Here is a 23,815-nt window from a genome sequence, read left to right as displayed (position 1 = left end):
CTTGCTTGTGAACGAAAGTGTTTGGAGGAATTAAATCTTCGTCTAGCCACTAAATTGCCTCTTAATAAATCATATGTTCATTTGTATATTTTTATAGGTAGATGTCAACTATGATTTTACTAGGTAGAGCCGTAAATGCGATGCGAAGCAATTATAACTTTACTATGCTACCCAATAGCCCTGCGTCTTTTGGTTCCTGCAATATGAAGATAAATAATAGAAAAGTAGAGCCACCTGCCACCGCTCGCGGACAGATAGCCCGTACATACCTATATATGGAGTCAGCATATCCCAACTATACAATGAGCTCACAGCAACGAAGGTTAATGATGGCATGGGATAAAATGTACCCAGTCACACCTTGGGAATGCAAAAGAAATCAACGAATAGAAAGTATTCAACAAAATATTAATCCAATCATGATTCAGCGCTGCTGAAACATACAATAAGCCATTATTAAAGAGGTCCAGATGAAAAAATTACTTTTAGCTAGTTTAACTGTGTTGTCTTGTTCTGTAACTGCACATCCGGGCCGAACCGCTTCTGATGGTTGTCACTATTGCCGCACAAACTGCGCATCTTGGGGTGAAATAGCTGGCGAGAGACACTGCCACAATAATAACTCAACAGACAACCCATTTTTTGATGGGATGTCTGTCAAGACGGTAGACCAATTTGAACATTCACTTGAAAAGCCGGTAAAAGAGCCTAAGACAGATTTAAGTGCAGTGGCAATAAATGAAGCCCAAAAAGAGAGTCAAATAACAGATTCACGTAAAAAGTGATCGTGCGACCTTGAAAAAGACTCATAAAATCATAAGATGATAAATTAAACATGATATTTTTATCAAAATTAATTTAGAGAGGTAACCTAATGGGTATCAGCGATAATGATTATGTAAACTTTTCTCAAGACCATGAGCTCGATTATCATTTAAGAAAAGTAAGTAAAAGACAAACTGACGCAAACCGAAAAGAGCTCAAACAAATGGGCGAAGAGTTAAAAAAGTTAAGCGGAAAAACTCGCCTTCTACATAACGAGTTTCATCCATATGTAGATAAAAACAAATTTCGATTAGAATAGTCCACGTGAAGAAGTCAACATCATCACTACATGTTGACTTCTCTTCTCGATCATGTCGAACACACTACTATGTTCGCTTAATCACATCGACCAAACATCAAAACTCAAATTTCAGTTCGAAAAATCAAGAACGCGAGAAGCCTACAAAGCTTGTAGCATCTACAGTCATCACGAAAACGAATTCGAGCCAGTAAAGGATGATTTAATGAACAATGATATGAACAAGACGATCATTAATGCGCTGTTTACACAACAGCGCTTGCAAGTACTTAGCCTAGGAGTGCACCACGACGAATTCACCGATGCCTATCTGTACGCCTGGTACAATAACGTGTACCCACTATTCCACGATGGAGATGGTAGTGTCCCTATAAAACCTCATGAACACTATCAAGAGCAATTTCTGATTAGCATCGATAAAGTAGATGAACTATCAAAGTACCTTGATCAATGCTGGCAAGATAACAATGTACCTACGTTCTATGCATTAGAAAAAAAATACGGAGTAACCAAGGGGGGCTCTGACTGGACAAGGGCGGCTCTTATCCATATATGCCGCTACATGAAGCTGGATGATGCATTTGATGACGAATTTTGGGCAGCTCTGCTAGCTCTAGGTCAGTATCCATCTGAAGCTGCATCCATAAATCGGAAATTTGATCGTAAACGCAATATTGACTTCTAGTAAATTTTGCAACACTCCCCGCTACAGGGAGTGTGTACCACTGCTTCATCAGTGATACTTAATTATACTTTTAGCCTCTGCAAGTCTCTTAAATACCATTGATGAAATTTGCTGAGTTCTGACTTCTGATTCTTTTCTTCGCTATTGTAGATAACATGACTCGTTACATTACAAGCAGTGTAGCCAGTCTCATAAACGAACCTAGTCGCTATTGATGATTTTTTCGGGGTACTGTCCCAGCAATTTTCAAGCCACCGTATCAATCCGTCATCATGGGGGACAACCAAATTCAACTGTTGCTTCGCTCGAGTCATTCCCACATAGAATAAACGTCGCTCTTCTTCAATATTGTCATCTTTAATAGGGCTATTCTTTGATGCAGTAACGCTATACCCATCGTCGTTTATTCCACCAGGATACTCTTCATCATTCAGACCGACCAACACTACATTATCCCATTCTAGGCCTTTCGAGCCATGTAAAGTAGAGAGAATAAATGGTTCGCAGTCATTAGAAGCTTCTTCTGGGTAAAGAATGAGTTGTAAAAACGTACTAGAGTCAATTTTACTCAATTCTAGTAATTCTTCTATCCTCACCATCCCTCGCCGTCGATCATTAGAGCCTGTGCGAGTAACTCCTTCTGTGCCGATACCGTCCATGAAACCAGCCTTTTTTAGTAGCATTAACACATCAAAAGCAAGCATTTCCTTCCCGCCGGTCTTACAAATGCTAGCGAGCTTTTCTAAAAGCTCCTTGTGGTGTTGAGAACTTGATCCGTCATCAAATACCCTTCCCAAAACAGAATATAGATCTGAATTATGTGCCAATCCATTTCGTGCAGCTTTGAGTTGCCCTTTTTGCCAACGGAAACCCATCTCTCTTAGAAACCCGTTAATCAAAGCTTCTTTGTTTGGATGTTTTTCAAGTAATTGAAGATCGCCATATACAGACAGTAAAATACCGACAGTTAGCATCCCTATTTCAGAACGATGTTGCAAAGATGTGGAGCCATTAAGATAACGATAGGGCAGACTACAAAGGCGTAAAGCAACTTCTGCTTCAGCTAGGCTCGCTTTAGTACGAGACAAAATAGCTTGCGTACCATTCTCTATCTGAGAGTCTTTTAGTGCTTTCGACAAGCAGTTATCAACGTATATTCTAACTTCAGTCTTTGGGGCGCTATGATGGCTTACGCATAGCCTAGTTAACTTTGTAGAATTACGCCGAATAACTGAATTTGCCATTAAAGAAAGCTGATGTCCAAACCGGAAAGTACATGAAAGCTGAAATACTCGAGTATTATAGAAGTGCTTTTCAAATAGACCACCGATAAAATCTGGCCGAGCACCACGCCACTCATATATACATTGATTTATATCACCTACAGCCATAACTGACGTATCAGACTTAGATAACAATCGGGTCATGTCATGTTGTATTAAATTAACATCCTGATACTCATCAACAATTATGTGACTAAAATGATTTCCAAGGCTAGGAAAATGTCGTAATAAGGAAACAGCTTCAATTAGACAGTCATCGAAAGTTCGCAGGTTTTTTTCCTCCAATTGCTCACAATAGTAACTATAGGCACGAATGAGCTCTCGCTTTATGGCTTTGAAAGTAGGGTCTGTAGCTGCATCAGATGAAGTTACTGCTGCAGCCTTACAGCGAGAAATAAAAAGTTCGAACTCTTCAATCTCACTAGAGTTTATATAGCTTCCTTCATGCTCGAAACCATTACGATATGCTGCTTTAACTAGTTTTTCGTAGTCGAAGTTATCTGGAGTGAGTAACTTTTTCTTCTTGATTACTTGCAAGCGCTCCGCATGACAAACGATTTTTAAAGCTAGACTATGAAATGTACGAACTTCAGGAATAACGTTCGACTGCAAAGCCATCGTCAACTTGCCGATGAAACTTTCCTGCGCGGACTTATTATACATCAAGATCAGTATAGAACGAGGATCGGTCCCAGACTTAACCAATCGTTCAACGCGCTTTACAAGTGTGGTAGTCTTACCACTTCCAGGTACAGCTTTAACCAAGGCATGGCCAGTATCATGGTTAACAATGTGTTTCTGCTCCCAAGTTAGTCTTTTTGCCATTCTTTCACCTTATAAGCCGCGCACTGACGGGCTTCGGTATAAGGAACTAGCTTAGCTTTACTCTGACATCGAATATAACCGCTCTTCCACGTGTCAGCTTGATCACACATAATGCAGTTTGAAAACAGCATTTGTGGATCGACATGGCGAAGAAAGCTTCTAAGGTTATTTGCTACATCATCAGCGCCGAGGGAGCTAGGCCATGCGTTAATCACTGAGTCAGTAATTAAATCAACGTCAGATAAAGGCATAATTATCTCATTTAATCTCCCTGAGTCGCTCAAACGCCAAACAGATATCTCCATGTCACCAACTGAGCAAGGTTCACTACATTTATTATCAACCCTAGGAGGAGGAAGCCAATTAAATACACTTAATCTTTCGTCCTCAACTGAGTATTTCCCGCTAGACAACATAATAATGTCATCGACAGATTGAACCTTAAACTCAATTATAGGAATACCGGTATCTATTTTTTGCTGAGCACATGGATGTGTAACACAAACCTCGATATAACAGCGCCTTGTACCAGATGATTCACTCAGCAAAACATCTGGTTGCATACCAGTATTTTTATCTACTTTTTCTAGATCTACGAGGTCGAAAAATTGAGTTAGGTTGTAGCGTGCCGGAGCCGATTTAGAACACTGATTTGCATTTCTTAGCAAACCTAAACGTGGGTCAGAACAAGAAACGCTACGCTTTAGTTCTAACGTAATTGGTATATCCGTTTTAATCGCGTGTTGATAACAGAGGAATAATGCTTCCTTAGCTGTCTTATGTAAGTATGTTTCCAGAGGACAGCACTCCTCTGAATGTCGATAGTGCTTTGCGTTGACGTCACCTAATACAGGACTTAAAGGGCTTTTACATCCAGGGCAAATATAAGAATTAGATCGTTGGGCTTTGCTAATATGTATAAGTGCACCCTCTTTATCTAACGCAAAGGCGTACTGTACCGAGCTAGATTGGACGATAATGATTGCCAAGCCTATAAATAATTAGGTAAAAAAGAAGTCTACCATCTTCACAATCCAAACTCTGAATCTAATCAACATTTTAATAGTAAACCTGTCATACATTGCGACTCCGCTACACTATAGCGATGTTCATTACACTTAATCAATGTAATTCATACCAAAACCGGGCGAGATAAGTTTAAGTCATAATGGGGTACTTTTTTTAGACGAGCTGCCAGAATTTTCCCGTGTTATTTTAGACAATTTGCGCGAACCGATGGAAAGTCAGCAAATCACCATTTCACGCGCCACCGCACGGTTAAACTTTCCGGCTAAATTTCAGCTTATTGCGGCGATGAATCCGAGCCCTTGTGGCTTTCATCAGGGAGAACTTAGCCGTAGCTCGCCGGATCAAATTCAGCGTTATTTACAACGCTTATCAGGCCCTTTTCTCGACCGGTTTGATATTTCAGTAATGATCCCCGCTTTGCCCAAAGGCAGCCTAAGCCAGCCGAGCCAAGAGGGAGAAAATAGCGCCACCATCAAAGAGCGAGTTATCGCCAGCCGCAATAGGCAACTAGCACGACAAGATAAGCTTAATGCACATTTAACGGCGGCCGAAATCAAACAGTTTTGCCCGTTACCGTCCGTCGACAGTGAGTTTTTAGAAAATGCCATCGAAAAGCTCGGGCTATCAGTTCGTGCTTGGCACAGCATTATCAAGGTTGCGCGTAGCATTGCTGACTTGGCAGGCGAGACAAATATTAGCCGCTCTCACCTCAGCGAAGCGTTAAACTATCGCGCCATGGAGCGACTATTGGCCAGCTTAGGCCGCATGTAGTTTTAGCTTGTTTGCAGTGCTTGAATGTCTTTAAATGAAATCAACTGGATACCTTGTTGCTTAATAAACGCCTGTAACTCTGTGCTGAGCAACGCATGATAATCAGCCACGCGGACTTGCCAATCCATACCGGGGCAAATTGCACGCAACTCAGGGGTATCAAGAGAAGGATGTAACATAAAGAAGCTAACGCCCACGGGCAATTCTGTTAGCAAGTGTTTAATGTGCCCCACCCGATCATCTGCATTTTTGTAAGGCAGACTGCACCAGTTATCAAATAAGGGAATGTGTGCTTGCTCAATCTCTCTCGTTGTTACTAGCACCTCAGGCCATTCTGGTACTAATGGATTTTCAGTACGTTGCATTTGGGTATGTTTGATAAAGGGCTCAACCCTATTTAGGTAATCCGAATGCAAGGCCATCATAGGCAAGTTATAAAGCTGGGCAACGCGATAGAATATCGGCAAGGTTTTCGCTGATAACATCGCAAACATATGAGAATCTAAATGAGAAATAGGCATGCCTACTCGCAATGCCGCTTCAATTTGCCCAATCACTTCCTGCTCGATGGCGTCAGCTTGAGCCAGCGACCAACAGTCGTATTCACTGCGATGAAAAAAACCTTCAGCGTCAACTAAACCCGATTCTGGCGAGGGATTGGTCAGTGGCCGCCAGCGGTATTCTTGCCATTCTGACGTTAGCATCAGGTGAATGCCTAAATCCGCGTCGGATTGCGATTTAGCTAAGTTAGCAGCCGATAAAAACCACGGACAATTCACCATCACAGATCCAGAACGGGCCAAGCCAAAATCTTTTAAATCTTGATAAGCCTGCACGCTTCCTAGATTCATGCCGATATCGTCACAATGAAACAACACCACACGATCTTCTCGCCCAAAGCCTAGCTTTTGTAACAAAGTATTTTTCATTGCCCGCCCTTACATTCAATAATTAACCCGAATCTTGGATAAGCGAATATAGTATGTTTTTCTGCAAAAACGCTGTGAATATGTCCCTATAAGCTTTGCGTTTTCATCCCTGAAAACGAAATTTTGCCGTAAAACATACTTTATTTTGCTGTATTAGGCTTAAACAGAACTGAGGTTAATTAAAATTTAAGTGATCATCACAAGCAAGCATGACAAATAAATAATAGAGCAATGATCCATGGGGCAAACATTCACTACTTCAGTCCCAATTTTTTTGCTAATCGATGTAAGTTACCATTATCTAATTCAAGATCCCGTGCCGTAGAGGCCCAATTGTTATTATTACGCCGATAACATTGCGCGATTAAGTCTTTTTGGAATTGCTGCGTTGCTAGTTTTAACCCCACGCCTTGCACCTCTATCCGAGAAAGTATCGCGCTTTTTGCGCTGGTTTCATTCTCTATGCAGGGCACATTGGTAAGGGCTTTTTCACCTTCGCGCCCAGCTGCAAAACCAGCATGAAGCTCTGGCAACAGCATCTCAGCCGTCAACACCAAGTGACTCAGATTATCTCCCACTCGCGCAATCACGGCAGCACGATTAATCACATGTTCAAGTTCTCTAATATTGCCCGGCCAGTGATGCTGCTTAATCGCGGCAATAAAACTGTCATCAAGACGAATACCACTCAGCCCTAATTTTTGCCGACAGCGTTCAGCGAAAAAACCCGCCAACAGCACAACATCTCCCTCTCGATCACGTAACGGTGGCACAAACAACGGAAACACACTCAACCTATGATACAAGTCGGCGCGGAAACGGCCTGTCCGAACCTCTTCATCTAAACTGCGATTCGTCGCCGCAACAATACGCGTATTAACCCGAATATGACAATCATCCCCCACCCGCTGAATATCACCAAATTGCAGCGCTCTTAATAGTTTAGCTTGTAGTGTTAGAGTCAACTCAGCAACTTCATCCAAAAATAAGGTGCCATTATCAGCTTGCTCAAACTTGCCTTTGCGATGGCTAATCGCGCCGGTAAACGCACCTTTAACGTGCCCAAACAGCTCACTCTCAGCCACCGATTCGGGCAAAGCAGCACAGTTAAGGTAAACCAAATTTTCGCTCGCTCTGGCCGACTGAAAATGCATGGCATTGGCTACCAGCTCTTTACCGACTCCCGTTTCTCCTGTCACCAAAACCGTTAAATCTGTGTTAGCCACTGCATTTATCTGAGCTCTTAAGTCGGTCATGACCGCCGAAGTGCCAATCATTTCTTGACGTATACTGTGTTTTTCAGTCAACGGCTCATGGCCAAGCAAGGTTTGCTTTTCCAATTGCTCAAGTAATAGTGCGCCATGTAGCGCACTGGCGGTTAACGCGCTGACAATGCGTAGTTCATCGTCGGCAAAGTCTTCAAATTGCTCGGGGTCAAAAGCATCGATGGTCATTGCGCCAAGCAAACGCCCGCCAATGATCAAGGGCAAGCCAATACATGAATGCACCTGTAATTTATCATCATGATTAGGGATCAAACCATCGTAGGGATCAGGCAAGTCACTGTCGGCAGGAAAGCGAACGACATCTCCGGCACGGGCGATCGCTTCCAGCCTCGGATGGGCCGACACAGCAAAGCGTCGACCCAGTACTTCGTCGGCCAGACCATTAATAGCTAAAGGAATGAAGTGTTGTTCTTGAAATAGCAATAATGCTGATGCATCGCAGTTAAGCGTGCGACGAATGGTCGACAATAGCCGTTCAAACCGATCTTGGCTGGATAGACTCGAATTAAGATCAAGAGCAACTTGAAGCCATTGAGAAGAAATTTTTGCCATTACAGCATCCTAAGTTGTGTCATAAAGACAATATTACTGTCTTTTTAACACATGTAAAGAGTATCAAAATGACACAATTAATAACTAAGAAAAAAATAAATACAGTATAAACAACAAGATACGATTTGGCATAGAGCCTGCAATACATAGGTTGAATTTATTAATTTATCTTTAAACTATGATAGGAGCAAACCATGACCATCCACGTAAAAAATAACATTCACTGGGTCGGCCAACGCGATTGGGAAGTACAAGACTTTCACGGCACCGAATACAAAATGACCAAGGGCACCAGCTATAATAGCTACTTGATAAGAGAAGAAAAAACCGTATTAATTGATACGGTAGATCATCGTTTTAGCCACCAATTTTTACAAAATATTGCGCTAGAAATTGATTTAAAAAAAATCGATTTTATTGTGATCAATCACGCTGAAGAAGATCATTCCGGTGCGCTTTCAGCCCTCATGGAAAAAATTCCAAATACCCCTATTTACTGTACCGAAGCCGCCATTGATTCAATTGTGGGACATCACCACCACCCTGAATGGAACTTTAACACCGTAAAAACTGGTGATACCCTTGATATCGGTAACGGCAAGCAGCTTATCTTTATTGAGGCCCCCATGTTGCATTGGCCTGATAGCATGATGACTTACCTAACAGGCGACGCGGTACTCTTTAGTAATGACGCTTTTGGCCAGCACTATTGTGACGAGCATTTATTTAATGATGAAGTTGATCAAAATGAACTATTCGATCAATGCTTGCGTTATTACTCAAATATCCTTACCCCCTTCAGCAGCTTAGTAACCGCTAAAATTAAAGAAGTTCTGAGTTTCAATGTTCCCGTAGACATGATTGCCACGTCCCATGGCATTGTTTGGCGCGACAATCCCACCCAAATAATTCATCAGTACTTAGCATGGGCCGACAATTATGCGGAAGATCGCATCACTATTTTCTATGACTCCATGTCAAATAACACTCGAATGATGGCCGATGCCATTGCACAGGGGATCCATGATGTCGATCCAAAAGTTGCGGTAAAAGTATTTAACGTTTCAAAACACGATAAGAATGACATTCTTGCTAATGTGTTTCGTTCAAAAGGTATTTTTGTTGGCTCATCAACCATGAATAACGTCATGATGCCTAAAATTGCGGGCATGCTCGAAGAGATCACAGGGTTAAGATTTAAAGCTAAAAAAGCCGCCGCTTTTGGCAGTTATGGTTGGAATGGTGGCGCAGTTGATCGGATCCACGCACGCTTAACCGATGCCGGCTTTGAAACAGCGTTAAGCCTAAAAACAAAATGGCGTCCAGACGGTAAAGCCATGCAAGCCTGTCGTGAACATGGTCGTCAAGTGGCTAAAAATTGGGCCTTACAAAGCAACACACTGCAACAGCCCATGAGTGCGCAATCAGCAGCGCCAGCCCCATCAACCACCGTAATAACCGAGCCCGTTCAACAGCAAGGTAATTCTCAAGAGATGATTTGTACCGTATGTAATTGGGTGTACGATCCCTTAGTAGGTGAAAGCAATCAAGGCATTGAGCCCGGCACACCTTGGCCTGAAGTCCCTGATTACTTCCTTTGCCCTGAATGCAATTTGGGTAAGGAAGTATTTGTGGCATGTCAAAAGAAAGCTGAGGAGGCAGCTTAATGAGCGCACCATTAATTATTATTGGCAGTGGTTTTGCCGCTTATCAGCTCATTAAAACACTGCGCCGCCAGCAATCTGATATCGCCATTCAAGTGATCACCACTGACGCAGGAGATGAGTACAACAAACCAGATTTGAGTCATGTATTTACGCGCAATCAAAGTGCTAACGACTTAGTGGCGCTAAGCAGCGCAATGTTTTCAGAGCAGTATCAAGTTTCCTTGATACCCCACACCCGTGTTGAAAGTATTGATACTCAAGCTCGCTGTGTGATGGCCAACGGTCAACGCTACCCTTATAGCAAGCTGGTTTTAGCAACTGGGGCTCAAACTTTTATCCCCACGGTTGCGGGCAACGCGGCAGCTGATGTGCTGACGCTGAATAGTTTACAAGAATATCGCGACGCACAACAACGCATTGCGCAAAGTGAACGAATTCTGATTATGGGAGGTGGATTAATCGGCGTGGAGTTAGCAATGGATCTCATTGCTGCGGGTAAGCAAGTGCGTATCGTAGAAACACACTCACATATGCTCGCCAACTTAATGCCTCATTTTGTCGCCTCATCCCTTGAACAGCATCTACTCAAAGAGGGGGTAAAGATGGAGTTCACTAGCCACGTGACGGCCATTAACAGAAACCCAAGAGGTTTAGTGGTAAGCACGGCTCAAGGCCGAATACATGAAGTGGACTGCATTATTTCAGCGGCGGGCCTGAGCCCTAACACTCGTTTAGCGAAACAAGCAGGCATAGCCGTAAACGTCGGTGTACTCGTCGACAAGCAGTTAAAAACCTCTGTTGCGGACATTTATGCGCTGGGTGATTGTGCCGAAATTGATGGCAAGGTCATGTCATTTTTACAGCCTATCGTGCTCAGTGCCAACATCTTAGCCAAACAATTGTTAAGTGAGCCAGCAGAGCTTAATCTACCCGCCATGATGGTGAAGGTTAAAACGCCTAACTACCCAATCCAGCTGGGTGGTCACTTTAGCGCAACGTCAAACTGGCAAGTCAATTTTACCACCCAAGGGTTAACGGCAAAGGCTTACAATTCCGAGCAAAAGCTGACGGGGTTTGTAGTGACACGCGATTGTGTTAATCAAGCCTTTCCACTATTGCGAGAGGTACAACTCGCCCAATAACACAACGCCACAGCCAGACCAAAGGGGCTGATTAGTCGGCCCCTTTTCATCAACGCACCTTGATGGGCGTTGTTATTGATATAAAAAATAGCCTCATTATTGGCAGCAAGATCAAAGATCCATTATGCTGCCTTTCTTGTTGCCATGATTGATACTAAATATATGCCATCACAACTCCCCCATGGTCAAAAATGGTTTTTCCGTTTACTAGCACAGTTGGGTATCCAGCCTAAAGACAGCCAAAGCACAATAGGTATTCCACTCCTAGAGCGTGTTAAAGTGGCTATTGCTGCATTTATTACCTTGTTTTTGGTCACTTGGGTTAGCTTATCGCTTCAAGATCCCCAAGCTGCCACAGTACTATTAGCTTCAATGGGGGCATCGGCAGTCATTATTTTTGCTTTGCCCAGCAGTCCGTTGGCCAAAACCTGGAATTTTATGGCAAGTCATAGCCTTGCCTGTTTGGTCGGGCTTGGGATGACGTATGTTGTGCATGATTTTGCTCTGATGGCAGGGTTCACTGTAGCGGCAATATTGATGCTGATGTACATTTTTCAGTGCATCCATCCGCCTGCGGCCGCCACCGCGCTAGTGCCGGTGATCGCCAGTCAAAGTGGTGGAGTCAATTACACCATTATTACTTCAGTGGCAATTAACTTAGTAGTATTTTCTGCGGTGAGCATATTGCTTAATCGCTTTGTTTTACAGCGCGCCTCCGCTAAGTTAGTGAAGCAATATGACCCCATACACTTACATCAAGATCATACTCCACTCAAACGATTAGGCCTGCAAGCTGACGACTTAATGCATGCCATTAACAGCTTTAATTCTGTTGTCGATATTAGTGAACAGGATTTAGAACAGATTTATCAACAAGCCCAACAACACGCATACCAAAGGCGCAGCGGGGAAATACTAAGTCGCGATATCATGTCGCAAGATTTAATTACCATAAACCAAGACGCTTCTTTGGGCACGGCATGGAAATTACTACAAAAACATAAAATTAGTATGTTGCCAGTAATAAATGCAGAACAAGAATTGCTAGGAGTCATTTCCAGTACCGATTTTTTAAAGCATCTAACTGTACCTAGCTACGCTGGCCTGTTGCGTCATTTAAATACGCTATTAATTAAGCGTAAACATAACGATGAAATTCAAAATCGGGTGCAAGACTTAATGGTGACGAACGTAACAGTGGTTAAAGATAGCGATCACATCGTGGCATTGGTTCCTCTGCTATCAGACATAGGCTTGCACCATATTCCGGTACTTGATGCGCAGCAAAAATTGTGTGGCATCATCACTCAATCTGACTTAATTGGCGCACTCTATACGGTGCATAACCGCCAATACTAATGACCATTAGTGAAGCCATTACCCGAAAGAGCTTGAGCTTGGATTGTGATAATTTTTAGCTGGCAGTGACGATTAATAGTGTCAGCGCTGGTGAACGTGGACAGGCAACACAAGGTTGCGATTAACCACCATAACTTTTTGCTTGATTGCACATTACTCATGCCCTACACCTCACGTTAAACCCTTACTCAGGTCTAGCATCGAAAACCCGCTCAACCAAAGCGAGTTAACGAAATTAACGCAAATAGACACCAAATTAACAAATTCAACACATTGATATGTAAACGTAAAATTAATCTACCACGTAGAGTGCTAGCAAAAGGATTAATTGTAAGGAAATCGACTATAATTAAAACAAGCCTCAGTTAATTCTTTTTCATCAATGGGTTGAGTGAAGTAGATCACGAATGACTTGCAAAACAATTGCTACAGTTGATACATTAATTAACCAATAAGTAGTAGTTTATTCTTATACGTTTAGCCCGAAGGGGGAAATGATGAATACACAATTTATGGCCACCATTGCTGGCGAAGATCGCCCCGATTTGCTCAAGTTATTAGCAGGAAAAACTCACGCCTTAGAAGGACGTTGGCTCGATAGTAAGATTAGCCGCCTCGAAGGACAAATTGCCGGCATCATTAAAATTGATATTCCCAACGAGAATTTATCCGCGTTAAAGGCTGATTTTAATAGCATCCCTAATTTCCACGTCAGCACTTCTGAAGTCAAGCTGGTAACTGTTACAGAGTGTGAACAGCTTAATCTAAAAATTGAAGCAAATGACAGACCGGGCATCATTAGCGACATCGCGCACTTTTTAGATAGTAAAGGGGTCGCTATTGAGCATATGGAAAACCATCGCTTCGGTGTTATCGGCTTAGGTACAACGGTATTTATTGCTGAGCTTAGCTTGATGGTGCCAGTCGATATGGGAACTGAGTTTCTTGTCGAAGAACTTGAAAAGCTATCAAGTGATTTAAGAGTTGAAGTCGAAGAAATAGCGTAGGCTCTCACTAGCAAATAAGGACTTAACAAATAAGTTAAGTCCTTAAACGGCAAAATCTAGTACCAAGCTATTTTTTCGTCTGCTTGCATAAACAGAGATTTATATTTCGCTTCGAGCTTATGCCGACGGATTTTGAGCGTTGGCGTCAACAATCCATTTTCAGGTGTCCATGCATCACTTAAAATAAGCAAATGAGCCAAACGCTCATGGGACTCTAAGCGCTCATTAATATGCTCAAGCAGCTCAGCTAGCTTATGCTCCAGTGCTACTTTATCCATCTCTTTTGACAATTCCGACAAGATCAATAAAGCAACAGGTTGCGCTAAGCCATCGCCTGCGATACAAACTTGCTCCACTAGTGAGGAATCTTCAAACTTTGCCTCAGTAGGTACTGGCATGACATACTTGCCCTTAGCCGTCTTAAACATATCTTTTAACCGACCAGTGATACGAACGTAGCCTTCATCGTCAATTTCAGCCTTATCACCCGTATGAATAAAGCCATCCTTAGTATAAAGCTGCCTTGTTAACTCAGGCTGTAAATAATACTTAGTGAGCATGGCATCACTTTTAAACAGTAATTCACCTTGTTCGGACACCTTAATCTCTGCCCCTTTGCCTGTACGGCCTACAGAATCGATGTGCTTCAAATTAAAGGGAATATTTAATGTGCCATAAGCTAATGTTTCAGACATGCCCCAAGCTTGGCAAATTTGAATATCTAACCGTGCATACCAACGCAGTAATTCTGTTGAGACGGCGGCAGAGCCACAACCTAACAGGCGCGCCTCTTCCAACCCTAACGCTACCTTTATCTTGTTTTTTACCATGCGACTTAGCAAGGGTACTTTGAGTAGGAGGTCGAGCTTTTTCGGTGGTATATTCTGCCAAATACCTTGCTGAAACTTCAACCATAAACGCGGGACGGATAGAAACAATGTCGGCTTAATCGACTGTAAATTGGTATTAAATCGCGCTAGCGATTCAACAAATGAAACACTGATTAAACCAGAAAATAACGCCGTACCTTGAATGTATACTCGCTCGGTAATATGAGCCAAAGGCAGATAAGATACGGTTCGCTCACGGCCATGTATATCTAACTGGTCAATTAAATGGTATGACGCTTTGGTAAAACCTGCAAAGCTCATCACCACCCCTTTTGGCTCTCCCGTACTACCAGAGGTGTAAACAATGCTCATCTTGGCATTCGGGTCGAGTTGTTCTGAATAAGCAATGGGCTGGTTGTTTTTTAATAATTGCGACCATTGCAGCGCAGCTGGCATTGTTTCAGCGGCCATGGCAATACGCACTACATCACTCTCAATTCCCTTTTCTTGGTCTGCCCAATGATCAAGAGCACCGACAAAAATAGCCCTTGTTTCACTGTGCTTTAACACATAGTGAATAGTTTCACTGCTGGCGCTGGCATAGATCGGCACGCTGACATAACCAGCCAACATAATCGCAAGGTCGGCAATAAACCAATGAGCACTATTTTTTGCCAGTATCGCAATTCGCTCACCCGGCTCAAAGCCCATTGCCGTTAACGCACTGGCAATACGGCGAGATTCGTCAGCTACTTGATGCCAAGTGTATTCAATAAAAATGTCGCCTTGGGGCTGGCGAAGGAAAACCTGCTCTGGAGCATGCTGTTGCCAGTAACGTAATGCTGAAACTGGATGCGCAAATGTCATATCTAAACCCTAACATAATAATTAGCACTTATTTTAGGTTAACAACCGAGTAAATAACATAAACCAATGCTTTCATCATGCACTCCTAGCCCACTTACACCACAATCCCATGAAGGCGCAAATGAGTAGGAAGTCACTGAAACCAAAGCATCATAGTCAAATTCTAGACTTAAGCTTGAAATACCTAACAATTGGCCGCTTTTCGATATGAAGATCACAGCCGGCTGAATCGGTAATTGCTTATGGTTTACTGCTAGTCTTTAATGCGCATATAAAAATAAAAAAACTGTTACTCAACAAGCTATTAATTTAAGGAAGAAGCAAGTCATCATGCGTTCTTTGTGGATCATCTTCATTGTAGTTGGCAACCTTTTACTCAGCTGCGCTCAAGCCGCTGAACCAAAAGCGATTATGGCTTATTACAAGCAATGGGGGATTTATAGCCCTAATTACCACATTAAAGATATTCCTGGTGCTCAAATTACCCACTTGGTTTATCAAAGTGCAAAATTTGACGCCGAGGGAAATATTGAGATTGGTGACGAGTACGCGGATTTAAATTTACAATATCCCGATGCTGACGAGAGCCTGCCCTTTAGCGGTAATTTTGGGCAAATGGTAAGCTTAAAAAAACGTCACCCCCATATTAAAACCATTATCTCAATTGGTGGCTGGGGCCGCTCTGAGCACTATTCAAACATAGCGGCAGACTCTGAGCTGCGCCGTGATTTCGCTAAATCAGCGACCGATTTTATGAAACGCTATCAATTTGATGGCATTGAAATTGATTGGAACTTTCCAGTTCATACCCAACGCGCTAAACAGCATGGCTTAGCAGCCGACAAGAAGAATTTTACTCTGTTACTTCAAGAGCTAAATGAGCAACTTTACCTAGCAGGGCAAAAAGATCGTCGTAAGTACTTATTAATGAGTACTATTTCAGCAGCAATAGGTTACGAGCAAAACTGGGAAGTTAAAGAAGCCAGCCGCTATTTAGATTTAATCAGCTTATCAACAGCTTACATGCACGGCTATTGGGAAGAAGCTAAGATAGCCAACCACATCACACCGCTATATTTATCAGAAAGTACTCAACAAAGACTAGCCAAACTCAACACCGAAGCCAATTCAGTAGACTTAGCAGTGCGCAACGTTCTAAATGAAGGCGCTCCTGCAGAAAAAATTGTAGTTAACATTGCTAGTTTCGCCACCGCTTGGGATCAAGTGCCAAGTGATGATAAAGGGCTTTATACACCAGCAGGTGATGTAAGCTGGGGCAGCTGGGACACGACGAGCTCGGGCCGCACCGGCTTATACAACCGAGGGCATTTGGTTGGCTTTCTCGATAATCCAAAATATCAAAAAGGTTGGGATAACAGTGCCAAGTCGTCTTGGATTTACAACCCAGAAAAAAATGGTGGTCACTTTGTTAGTTATGAAAGCCAAGAGTCCCTTGCTGAGAAAATTACCTATATCGAGCAGCTTGACTTAGCTGGTATAGCCATTCGACAAGTACATAATGACCTTAAAGGGAAAGATTCTTTAATCAGGCAAACTTACGCAGCCATTTACCCATGGCAGGCCATTTTATTCCAAACCAAGCTGTTCTACACCAACTATAAAAGTCGTATTTTATTAACTGCTGCCTTCTCATTACTCATGATCCTACTTTTAATTAGGATCAAATACAGGCATTACAAAGAAGAAGAAGCCGACATTAAAGATCGTGAGCAGTATTTGCAGCTAAAGTCACAGTTACAACAGCTCAATACACCTCTGCAGGGAATAGCGGCTCTATCACAGCGCATTAAACAACATCAAGGATTATTGGCAGATGAAAGCCAGGCTAAATTACAACAGATAGGCCAAACAGGACTCGAGATAAACCACTTAATCCACAGCCTATTGCACGACACTACGTTATCTCATAACCCCCGCACCGCTGAATTAGAGCCTGTTAATTTCAAGGAAATTCTTAACGTTAGCCTTAATATATTATCCCCTTATATTAAGAGTAAGAATGTTTCTGTGACCGCTAAAGCACTGACGGATGATCTTTGCGTGATTGCGGATCCGGTGTATCTACAAAAACTACTAATCACCTTGGTCTCTTGGGCGGTTGATAATTGCGATAAAGGTAAATCGGTCATATTTGACGCCAAAGTTAACCAAGGTTACTACCAGATAAGCATGCTAACAGAAGGCGCTCCACCACTAGTGAGCCCTGCTCAAATGCCGAATATATCGCTGATAAAACAATGTGTCAGTGCTATTTGTGCAGAGATAACTTTTGACGCTAGCGCCACACAGCATAGCTGTTACCTATCATTGCAAAGCGCCGCTGCTACGGCCGCCTTACCGCAACAAAAAGTAAAAATATTGCCTGCAGATCCGCATAAAACGGAAATTCAGCATAAAAATCAACTAGAAGCAGCGAATGAACGCTTACAAACCTTACAAGCTTTTTCTTCTCAGGCGTGTAAGCTCAGAGATATCAATGAACTCATCAAAGAAGCTTTTGAAGTGTTTATTCATGATCCTAAGCAACCTACCGTTAGGGTGTATCAAGGCGATAGCGTGATCCACAGCAACGAAGGTCAAGGAACAGAGCATGAAGACAGCGTGACTATTGCGCATCCCGATTTAGGCGAATTTAGTTTCGAACTTTACAGCAAAGAGCCATTAACTGAGGAAGATGTTTACTACTTCCATAGTCTGGTTACACAAATCCAGATGGTGAGACGTCAACTACACGAAATCACGAAAGAGCCTCAGCTGCTTTCAGAGCTTTATGATATTGCTTCGCGCAAAGATAAAATCCTCTATATTAAAGCGGAAAAAGGCTATAGCGGCATTTATTTACCCAATACGGAAGACGCGATATACCTAACATTGCGCTTGAAAACCATTAAGTTATATTTTGACGATGATGTGCTACTGCAGATCCATCGCTCTTGGTTAATCAATCCAAAAAAGGTTACTAAGGTGCATCAATTAACTAAGTTAAAATACGAAGTTGAAATTGACGGACAAAGACTGCCTATCGCCCGCCCTTATATCCCCGTGTTAAAGCTACACTTTCCTCATTGGTTCATCTGATCCGCTCTACCTGCGTAAGCTGGAATTAAAAACTCGAGCTTACGCACAAAACCACCACTGATAAAATCTCAAGTGTTCACAAATTCCACAATTTCTGCAATGATGAGACTTCTTGGCACGGATTGCTAAGGAACACAACATAACAAGGAACGTTATTATGAAACTAAAAAAGTTAGCGCAAGCGGTCGCGTTTGCCTCTATCCTCGGCGCGTCAGCACAAGTCGCAGCCAGTGCAGCCGATTTTAAAGTTGTTGGTTACTTCCCTTCTTGGCAGGGTTCAACTGCTGAAGTGCAGTACGAAAAATTAACCCACATTAACTACTCATTCCTTTTACCTAATGCTGACGGCTCTTTAAAGCCAATTGATGCACCGCAAACCTTAATCGACCTAGTCAGTCGTGCTCATGCAGAAAATGTAAAAGTGGGTATTGCTATCGGTGGCTGGAATGGCGGCAACGATTCCGCCTTTGAAACGCTGTCAGCTAACCCGACGGCGCGTGCAAACTTTATCAGCAATGTAATGGCGTTCATCAACCAATACGATTTAGACGGTGTTGATATGGACTGGGAATATCCCGATCCAGGTCAAAGTGCAAAACGCTACACGCTACTAATGGACGAGTTAAGTAAAGCACTTAAACCACAAGGTAAATTTTTAACTGCTGCGGTAGTTGCCTATGGTAATACCGGTGCAGGCGTTGAAACAGAAGTATTCGAAGACATTGATTTTCTTAATTTAATGGCTTATGACGCAAACAATAGCAATCATTCAACATACCAAGTTGCAGTCGAATCAATCAACTACTGGGCTGGCCGTGGCTTAGCAAAAGAAAAAATTGTTCTCGGTGTGCCTTTTTATGCTCGCCCGACTTGGCAGAAATACCGTGACATCGTAGCAGCCGATCCAAGTGCAGCTTGTCGTGATTTGTCTGGTGGTGGACACTACAACGGAATTCCACTTATCAAAGAGAAAACCAAACTCGCACTTGCTCAAGCGGGCGGTATTATGAATTGGGAGCTCACTCAAGACGCCCCTAACCAATACTCTCTGTTAACAGCAATGGACGAAGTCATTAATAACCTGAGTACTGGCGAATGCGGTACCGCCATTGAGCCAACGGTAGAGCCAAGTGTTACCCCGACCATTGCTCCTACAATCGCACCAACGATTACTCCAACAGTAGAGCCAACGGTCACACCAAGTGTTGAGCCTAATGATGGCTGGATTGCATCATCTGTTTACTTGTCTGGTGATACGGTAATTCACAATGGCAACACCTACAAAGCAAAATGGTGGAACCAAGGCACTGAACCTGGCACCACTCAATGGGGCCCATGGGAATTAATATCAGGCGTTGAGCCTACAATCACCCCAACTATTGCGCCAACTGCAGAGCCAACTGTTGCACCTACAGCTGAGCCAACAATTGCGCCGACTGTTACTCCGACTGTTACTCCGACTGTTACTCCGACCATTGCACCAACTGTTGCGCCAACTGCAGAGCCAACTATTGAACCTAGCCAACCACCGCAAGATGCTTGGCTCGCCACTAGTATTTACCTGTCAGGCGACAAGGTAAGCTATAAAGGCAACCAGTATGAAGCTAAATGGTGGACCCAAGGTGAAGAACCAGGTGTTGCTCAATGGGGACCTTGGAAGAAACTATAATCACACCAGTTTAGACATATCAAAACGGAAGCTTCTGCTTCCGTTTTTTATTGCTTACATTTAACTAAGCCTACCTAATAATCAGCTATCAAAATCATACAGCTATACCTGAACTTGGGGTGCGTTTAACGAAGCGATCGCAACAGATAAACGCCAATACACTTTGTCTCATTCTTTCTGAAATACGGCCAATGTTACGTATGCCTTAAATCGAACTGAGGCTTAGTCATCACAAAACACCTCTAATCAAAAGCATAACGGTGCTTACCAAAGCAACGACTTGTTTGTCCAACTAAGAGTTGGAACCTTGTAAGTCTGAACGGGGAGTCACCAAACAGCATAGCTCACCAAATTGGTATGAGCATCATCATACTGGCTAGCGAGTCTTACCAAATGGCCTTTTACAAAGAAAAAACAAAGCAATCACTCCTTATACGGGCGACAATTTCAAAATTTAAAACGATCAATACAACATGACCCCCTCCCTCACAAAAATAAGTTAAAACACTGTTTTTTAAAGATAAGCAATTTCAACTCATAGATAAAAAGGACTGTTTCCATGACTAATTACGCAGCTAAATCATGACCATCAAGCGTTCTTAAAGCGCTCGAAACTGCGGCGAATTACGCTAGGCGCTGAAAAAGAGTAAGCTCGATCACAAAAGCATTAAACCGCGATCCGTCGGTGAGAAATCCCCCTCATGGAAAACAGCGTAAGAGATTGTTTTAAAAAAAAATACTCTTCTATTTATGAAGTGACTATATGCCACAGCTATTATTCACAACAGCTATCTGACAACATGGAGTCTTCATTAATTGGATGATATTGATAAGGAAGCCCGAATAGATGAATACTTTTAAACTATCGCTACTCAGCAGCTTATTTCTAGCGGCAACCGCTACCAGTGCTGCAGCCGATACCACTGAAAATCATCGCTACGTACAAGCGCCAAAAGCCAAACCTTATAAAGTCATGCCAAATACATCAGGTAAAGTCGTTGCCAGTTATTTCCCTGATTGGAAACTACAAGGTGACATCTACACTGTTCGCAATCTGCCGGCTAAAAACCTAACGCATGTCATCTACGCCTTTCTTTCAATGTGTGCTCCTCATACCTATGTGAATGACGGACTTAAAAAAATGATTGAAGAAAACTGTAAAGGTAAAGAACCATTTACAGCCACAATCGTCGATAGTGAAGCGGCTCTCGATGTCCGCTTTGATAAAAAGCCTGAACCACAAGAATATTATGGTCACTTTGGTGAGCTTAAAAAAATCCACCAGCAAAATCCTGATCTAGTTATTTTACCTTCTTTTGGCGGTTGGACTATGTCGGAGCCTTTCCGCGCCATGGCCAAATCAGAAGAAGGGCGTAAAACCTTCGTTAAAACAGCGGTTGAGTTAATCGCTAAGTATGATTTCTTTGGTGGCATTGATATTGACTGGGAATACCCTGGTGGTGAAGATAACTCACACGTTAGTTGGCGTGGTAATTCACTAACTGAAGCAGAAAAAGCCCATGAACGTGAAGTATTTACTCTATTAATGAAAGAGCTTCGTGCCGAGTTAGATAAATTAAGCAAAAAAACCGGTCGTGAATATGAGCTGTCTGCGGCGGTAAACGGCTCGGTAAGTAAGGTGGCGGCTATCAACTTTGCTGAAGCGCAACAATACATGACACATGTATATGCCATGACTTACGATTTCTTTGGCGGTTGGGGCCCTCAGGTTGGCCATTTAACCAACCTACACGCGACGAAAGATACATTGTGGGGCATGGGCGTAGACAACATGCTTAAAACCCTAGAAAACGCGGGTGTCCCTAAAGAGAAGCTAGTGGTAGGCGCGGCCTTCTACGGTCGCGGCTGGGAAGGCGCGAAATGGGATAAGCCTGAACAATTCCCAGAAAGCGGGACAGAAGGCAAAGCCCATACCGATGGCTCAGGAGAGCCTGGTTACTTCTCTTATAAAGATATTATGAAAAAGTTTGTTGACCAAAATGGTTACCAATACGGCTATGACGAAGAAGCTGAAGCTCCTTACGTTTACAACAAGAACACTGGCGCATTTATCAGCTTTGATGACCCTCGCTCAATCGAAGCTAAAGGTAAATTCGTCCTTGACCAAGGCTACGGCGGTATCTTCTCTTGGGAAATAACCCAAGATGACGGTTCACTACTTCGCGCCATGAACAAAGGCCTAGGTCATAAAACCAAATAGCTTTACGTGAGGCTTTTGCCTCATTGCTATACTTTGCTCCCTATTTGATCCCAGGAGCCCTTTTCCGGTGTAGGCCCATTCACCGGAAAAGGATTTTTTAACAACCACTAATCCCCCCCAGTCGCACCCATTACCCCCGCTGTAGGACCATTCACCGGAAAAGGATTTTTTAATAACCACTAATTCCTCCCAGTCGCACCCATTTCCCCCGCTGTAGGCCCATTCATCGGAAAAGGATTTTTTAACAACCACTAATCCCTCCCAGTCGCACCCATTACCCTCGCTGTAGGCCCATTCACCGGAAAAGGATTTTTTATACCCGTTCTGACGCCCTTATCTTCAGCAACTCTCCCAACAATAGACATCGCCTAAAGCTCTCATTGACCCAGCTATAGATATAATTTTTATTTACGAGCTCTTGTTTGTGTCTATTGGCTGTTTTTGTGAAAAAATGCTGCTGGCTTATCCAGAATTCGGGTTAATTAAGCTCAGTTTTGCTTAAGCTTATTGCGAAAGGATACAGTATGTTTTTACTGCAAAATTTCGTTTTCAGGGATGAAAACGCAAAGCGTATAGGGATATATCCACCGCGTTTTTGTAGTAAAAATATACTATTCTGATTATCCAAACTAGGGCTAATTAGTTTCCATAGAAAACTAATACGATGCTCACCCTCATCGATGACTTTGAAACCGGATTCCCGATAGCCAAGCTCTTCATTAAATTGAATAATGTAATGCTTGGTTCTTGCTATGGGTCACGCTTAACAGTGTTGAAGGTACCTTGTTCTGAGCTTTCTAACATTCACCTTACTAGCCGGTCGCCCATATCGTAGTAACAGACATAAAAAAACCGCCCGAAGGCGGTTCGTTAGAACGCGGTGACGCTTACTTTTCAACTTGGGCAAGCAAGTAATTCAATAAAGCAGAATATTCTTCAATGCTGCGTACTGAGCCAGACTTAATTAGATACTTACCGTTAACCACTACAGCAGGTGTACCACGAATTTTAAATGCTTCGGTGTTACGTTGCATCTGCTTAAGCATGCCGTTTACTGGGAAGCTATTAGCTGCGGAATCAAATTTTGCTCCTTCCACGCCAATCTCTTCAAATACCGCTTTAATATCATCACGACTAGTCATAGGGCGACGTTGGTCGTGGATAGCAGCAAACATCGCAGCTGAAAACTCTGGCTCTACTTTAAGCAGCTCGGCCGCCGCAAATGCGCGCGCCATTTCAGGGCCCATATCACTGCCTAAGAACTCCACATGATTTTGCTTAAACTTAACCCCTTCAGGTGCACGCTTTTTAATCTCGTTCATAAAAGGAACAAACTTATAGCAATGGGGGCAAAAGTAAGAGAAAAACTCGAGCACTTCAGGCTGCTTAGTGCCAACTTCTTTAACGATTTCGTAATGCGTGCCTTCTTCATATTTTGCTGCTTGCGAACTTAATGGCAACATCACTAATGCAGCCAACATCAATAGGTATTTTTTCATTTTATTTTCCT

18 protein-coding genes are annotated in these 23,815 nt (G+C 42.9%); 12 read left to right on the top strand and 6 right to left on the bottom strand.

The features are described 5' to 3' along the window. The first annotated feature begins 101 nt into the window (after window positions 1-101). The 4 genes from K6Y31_RS17645 (at window position 102) to K6Y31_RS17630 (ending at window position 1,769) form a co-directional block, all read left to right on the top strand. Entirely contained in the window at window positions 102-437 is a 336-nt protein-coding gene (locus K6Y31_RS17645; protein ID WP_345790268.1) for an endonuclease, read from the top strand. 33 nt (window positions 438-470) lie between these two features. Further along, window positions 471-785: a YHYH domain-containing protein gene (locus K6Y31_RS17640; RefSeq protein ID WP_233054242.1), complete on the top strand. Its 315-nt coding sequence runs from the start codon at window positions 471-473 to the stop codon at window positions 783-785. Between the two features lie 89 nt (window positions 786-874). Next, on the top strand, window positions 875-1,084 hold the full coding sequence (locus K6Y31_RS17635) for a hypothetical protein (protein ID WP_233054241.1): 210 nt from the start codon (window positions 875-877) through the stop codon (window positions 1,082-1,084). Window positions 1,085-1,289: 205 nt separating this feature from the next. Then, window positions 1,290-1,769, top strand: coding sequence for a hypothetical protein (locus K6Y31_RS17630; protein ID WP_233054240.1), 480 nt, complete (start codon window positions 1,290-1,292; stop codon window positions 1,767-1,769). Window positions 1,770-1,831: 62 nt separating this feature from the next. On the opposite strand, the gene K6Y31_RS17625 is transcribed toward K6Y31_RS17630, so the two are convergent. Next, window positions 1,832-3,877 (bottom strand): ATP-dependent helicase, encoded by a 2,046-nt coding sequence (locus K6Y31_RS17625; protein WP_233054239.1) that lies wholly within the window; start codon window positions 3,875-3,877, stop codon window positions 1,832-1,834. After that, complete coding sequence (locus tag K6Y31_RS17620; RefSeq protein WP_233054238.1) at window positions 3,862-4,866, bottom strand: competence protein CoiA family protein; 1,005 nt, start codon at window positions 4,864-4,866, stop codon at window positions 3,862-3,864. Before K6Y31_RS17620 ends, K6Y31_RS17625 begins: the two co-directional genes overlap by 16 nt. A gap of 145 nt (window positions 4,867-5,011) precedes the next feature. Here K6Y31_RS17620 and K6Y31_RS17615 point away from each other — a divergent pair, with 145 nt between their 5' ends. After that, window positions 5,012-5,677, top strand: coding sequence for an ATP-binding protein (locus K6Y31_RS17615; protein ID WP_345790269.1), 666 nt, complete (start codon window positions 5,012-5,014; stop codon window positions 5,675-5,677). A gap of 2 nt (window positions 5,678-5,679) precedes the next feature. Here the strand turns inward: K6Y31_RS17615 and K6Y31_RS17610 are convergent, their stop codons facing one another. Continuing rightward, window positions 5,680-6,606, bottom strand: coding sequence for a ChbG/HpnK family deacetylase (locus K6Y31_RS17610; protein WP_233054237.1), 927 nt, complete (start codon window positions 6,604-6,606; stop codon window positions 5,680-5,682). Window positions 6,607-6,860: 254 nt separating this feature from the next. After that, a complete protein-coding gene (norR, locus tag K6Y31_RS17605; protein ID WP_233054236.1) occupies window positions 6,861-8,444 on the bottom strand; it encodes a nitric oxide reductase transcriptional regulator NorR in 1,584 nt (527 codons plus the stop codon). Window positions 8,445-8,638: 194 nt separating this feature from the next. On the opposite strand from norR, the gene norV reads away from it, so the two are divergent. The 4 genes from norV (at window position 8,639) to K6Y31_RS17585 (ending at window position 13,619) form a co-directional block, all read left to right on the top strand. Then, the gene (gene norV, locus K6Y31_RS17600; RefSeq protein ID WP_233054235.1) at window positions 8,639-10,111 is read left to right on the top strand and encodes an anaerobic nitric oxide reductase flavorubredoxin; all 1,473 of its coding nucleotides are present in this window, start codon (window positions 8,639-8,641) and stop codon (window positions 10,109-10,111) included. After that, window positions 10,111-11,253: an NADH:flavorubredoxin reductase NorW gene (gene norW / locus K6Y31_RS17595; protein WP_233054234.1), complete on the top strand. Its 1,143-nt coding sequence runs from the start codon at window positions 10,111-10,113 to the stop codon at window positions 11,251-11,253. Before norV ends, norW begins: the two co-directional genes overlap by 1 nt. Before the next feature lie 99 nt (window positions 11,254-11,352). Continuing rightward, window positions 11,353-12,612, top strand: a complete 1,260-nt coding sequence (locus tag K6Y31_RS17590; RefSeq protein ID WP_233054233.1) for an HPP family protein — start codon at window positions 11,353-11,355, stop codon at window positions 12,610-12,612. A 494-nt stretch (window positions 12,613-13,106) separates the two neighbouring features. After that, on the top strand, window positions 13,107-13,619 hold the full coding sequence (locus K6Y31_RS17585; RefSeq protein WP_233054232.1) for a glycine cleavage system transcriptional repressor: 513 nt from the start codon (window positions 13,107-13,109) through the stop codon (window positions 13,617-13,619). A gap of 56 nt (window positions 13,620-13,675) precedes the next feature. Here the strand turns inward: K6Y31_RS17585 and K6Y31_RS17580 are convergent, their stop codons facing one another. Next, window positions 13,676-15,316: an AMP-binding protein gene (locus K6Y31_RS17580; protein WP_233054231.1), complete on the bottom strand. Its 1,641-nt coding sequence runs from the start codon at window positions 15,314-15,316 to the stop codon at window positions 13,676-13,678. A gap of 330 nt (window positions 15,317-15,646) precedes the next feature. Between K6Y31_RS17580 and K6Y31_RS17575 the strand changes: the two genes are divergently transcribed. From K6Y31_RS17575 to K6Y31_RS17560, 3 genes are all read left to right on the top strand, one after another. Then, window positions 15,647-18,415 carry a glycosyl hydrolase family 18 protein gene (locus tag K6Y31_RS17575; protein ID WP_233054230.1) on the top strand — a complete coding sequence of 923 codons (2,769 nt, stop codon included), beginning with the start codon at window positions 15,647-15,649 and terminating at the stop codon, window positions 18,413-18,415. 157 nt (window positions 18,416-18,572) lie between these two features. After that, a complete protein-coding gene (locus K6Y31_RS22370; RefSeq protein ID WP_282560200.1) occupies window positions 18,573-20,084 on the top strand; it encodes a glycosyl hydrolase family 18 protein in 1,512 nt (503 codons plus the stop codon). Between the two features lie 847 nt (window positions 20,085-20,931). Continuing rightward, entirely contained in the window at window positions 20,932-22,305 is a 1,374-nt protein-coding gene (locus K6Y31_RS17560; RefSeq protein WP_233054229.1) for a glycoside hydrolase family 18 protein, read from the top strand. A gap of 887 nt (window positions 22,306-23,192) precedes the next feature. Here K6Y31_RS17560 and K6Y31_RS17555 read toward each other — a convergent pair. Then, window positions 23,193-23,804: a thiol:disulfide interchange protein DsbA/DsbL gene (locus tag K6Y31_RS17555; RefSeq protein ID WP_233054228.1), complete on the bottom strand. Its 612-nt coding sequence runs from the start codon at window positions 23,802-23,804 to the stop codon at window positions 23,193-23,195. Window positions 23,805-23,815: the final 11 nt, after the last annotated feature.

This window comes from Motilimonas cestriensis (genome assembly GCF_021295315.1).
GTDB classification, from domain to species: domain Bacteria; phylum Pseudomonadota; class Gammaproteobacteria; order Enterobacterales; family CBDFNC01; genus Motilimonas; species Motilimonas cestriensis.
Note: the sequence above shows the minus strand (reverse complement) of the source record. Positions and strands in the feature narration are given on the sequence as shown.

Excerpts from the sequence above, each read along its gene's own strand:
- K6Y31_RS17645 (WP_345790268.1), top strand. The coding sequence starts at position 102 with ATGTCAACTATGATTTTACTAGGTAGAGCCGTAAATGCGATGCGAAGC.
- K6Y31_RS17640 (WP_233054242.1), top strand. The coding sequence starts at position 471 with ATGAAAAAATTACTTTTAGCTAGTTTAACTGTGTTGTCTTGTTCTGTA.
- K6Y31_RS17635 (WP_233054241.1), top strand. The coding sequence starts at position 875 with ATGGGTATCAGCGATAATGATTATGTAAACTTTTCTCAAGACCATGAG.
- K6Y31_RS17630 (WP_233054240.1), top strand. The coding sequence starts at position 1,290 with ATGAACAATGATATGAACAAGACGATCATTAATGCGCTGTTTACACAA.
- K6Y31_RS17625 (WP_233054239.1), bottom strand. The coding sequence starts at position 3,877 with ATGGCAAAAAGACTAACTTGGGAGCAGAAACACATTGTTAACCATGAT.
- K6Y31_RS17610 (WP_233054237.1), bottom strand. The coding sequence starts at position 6,606 with ATGAAAAATACTTTGTTACAAAAGCTAGGCTTTGGGCGAGAAGATCGT.
- norR (WP_233054236.1), bottom strand. The coding sequence starts at position 8,444 with ATGGCAAAAATTTCTTCTCAATGGCTTCAAGTTGCTCTTGATCTTAAT.
- norV (WP_233054235.1), top strand. The coding sequence starts at position 8,639 with ATGACCATCCACGTAAAAAATAACATTCACTGGGTCGGCCAACGCGAT.
- norW (WP_233054234.1), top strand. The coding sequence starts at position 10,111 with ATGAGCGCACCATTAATTATTATTGGCAGTGGTTTTGCCGCTTATCAG.
- K6Y31_RS17585 (WP_233054232.1), top strand. The coding sequence starts at position 13,107 with ATGATGAATACACAATTTATGGCCACCATTGCTGGCGAAGATCGCCCC.
- K6Y31_RS17580 (WP_233054231.1), bottom strand. The coding sequence starts at position 15,316 with ATGACATTTGCGCATCCAGTTTCAGCATTACGTTACTGGCAACAGCAT.
- K6Y31_RS17575 (WP_233054230.1), top strand. The coding sequence starts at position 15,647 with ATGCGTTCTTTGTGGATCATCTTCATTGTAGTTGGCAACCTTTTACTC.
- K6Y31_RS22370 (WP_282560200.1), top strand. The coding sequence starts at position 18,573 with ATGAAACTAAAAAAGTTAGCGCAAGCGGTCGCGTTTGCCTCTATCCTC.
- K6Y31_RS17560 (WP_233054229.1), top strand. The coding sequence starts at position 20,932 with ATGAATACTTTTAAACTATCGCTACTCAGCAGCTTATTTCTAGCGGCA.
- K6Y31_RS17555 (WP_233054228.1), bottom strand. The coding sequence starts at position 23,804 with ATGAAAAAATACCTATTGATGTTGGCTGCATTAGTGATGTTGCCATTA.